Annotated in this window: 1 protein-coding gene; it reads left to right on the top strand. The window is 66.1% G+C overall.

The annotated features are described in order from the left end of the window. Window positions 1–1,373: 1,373 nt before the first annotated feature. Window positions 1,374–1,668 (top strand): hypothetical protein (locus tag CIT26_RS38585; RefSeq protein ID WP_342587042.1); only part of this gene is annotated, 295 nt, incomplete at its 3' end.

Raw genomic sequence — 1,668 nt, 5'->3', positions numbered from 1 at the left:
TTCCGACGCCTTCGATCTGAAGGGCCGGACAGGGCCGATCTCCGGCACGGTGACGGCGGACAAGATCGGCCTGGACAATCCGACCATCGCGCCGCTGCTCGCCGGAAAGATCACTGCCAAGGTCGCCGGCGATCTCGCTACCGATACCATCGTCATCGACAGCGGCTCGGTGACGAGCGAGGCGCTGGACAGCGGCTTTAATGGAAGGGTCTCGCTGGCCGATGGCGCCATCGATCTCAACCTCAGGGCGGTTGCGGCTTCCGCAGCACTGCCGGCGGCAATGCGCGGCGTGCTCGCCGAGCGGACGCAGCTCAGCGCGGCACTGAAGCGCGACGCCAACGGCAATGTTACCGCCAACGCCATCAGGCTGGTATCAGGTGCATTCAGCGCCGACGGGCAGGCCAGCCTCGCCGACAACAAGGTCAGCGCCGACGTCAAGGGCGCGCTGGCCGACATCTCGCTTCTGTCCGGGGATGCCAAGGGCGCCATCGCGTTCGCGCTGAACGCGCAGGGCGCCGGTACAGCGCCGGACCTGTCGCTGACGGTCGACAGCGACCGGCTTTCGGTGGCGGCGCGAGAAATCACCGGGCTAAAGCTCACCGCGACGGGGAAGGGCGACATCGCCAGCCCGGCGGCCGATATCTCGCTCACCGGATCCGTCAATGACGAGCCACTCGATTTCAAGGCGTCGCTGGTAACGCGCCAGGGAAAGCGGTCCATAAACGGACTAAGCCTGTCGCTGGGCGACAACAAAGTTTCGGGCGACCTTGCTCTCGACGATAGATTCCTGCCGCTCGGCACGGTGGCGCTGGATCTACCCGATATCAGTCCGCTCGCAGCCCTGGCGCTGGAAAAAGCTAACGGCGACGTGCGTGGCACGATCGCCTTCTCGAAGACCGGCAATGCGTCTGATGTCGCCATCAAGGCGACCACAGATTCAATTTCGCGCGGCGATCTTTCGGCAAAGACGGTCACCATCGATGCGCTGATTGCCAACTATCTCGCCGCACCGGTGATCTCCGGAAAAATCCGTGCCGACAGCGTCACCTCCGGCGGCACCGTCATTCGCGGCATCGATGTCGACCTGACGCGCGACGGCGACTGGACCCGGTTTTCCGGCGGCGCCACCGTCAAGGACATTCCGGCCACGGCCGAAGGCAGGGTGAAGATCGCGGACGGCACGACAAGTNCCGGCCACGGCCGAAGGCAGGGTGAAGATCGCGGACGGCACGACAAGTGTCGAGATCGCCTCGGGCGAAGCGACCATTCGCGGCATCAAGGCGGCGGTCGCGCAGCCGTCGACCCTGAGCATCGCCAATGGCACGGCCAGCATCGAAAAGCTGCTGCTCGATGTCGGCGGCGGATCGGTGACCGTGTCCGGCACCGCCGGCCAGACACTCGACCTCGCGGCAGAGTTTTCCGCACTGCCGGCCGCCCTTGCCAATGATTTTTCACCGGGCCTCGACGCCGCGGGCACGCTCGGCGGAACAGCGCAAGTGACGGGACCGTCGGCAGCCCCCGACATTCGTTTCGAGGCGCAGCTCAGCGGCGCCGAGACCAGCCAGACCCGCCAGGCGGGGCTCGGCTCGCTCAACCTCGATGCGGCAGGCAGCTTCTCCTCCGCCGGCGGCGTCGCCATCGACCACGCGACGCTTGCCGGTGACAAAA

The organism is Mesorhizobium temperatum, from assembly GCF_002284575.1.
In the GTDB taxonomy this organism is placed as follows: domain Bacteria; phylum Pseudomonadota; class Alphaproteobacteria; order Rhizobiales; family Rhizobiaceae; genus Mesorhizobium; species Mesorhizobium temperatum.
Note: the sequence above shows the minus strand (reverse complement) of the source record. Positions and strands in the feature narration are given on the sequence as shown.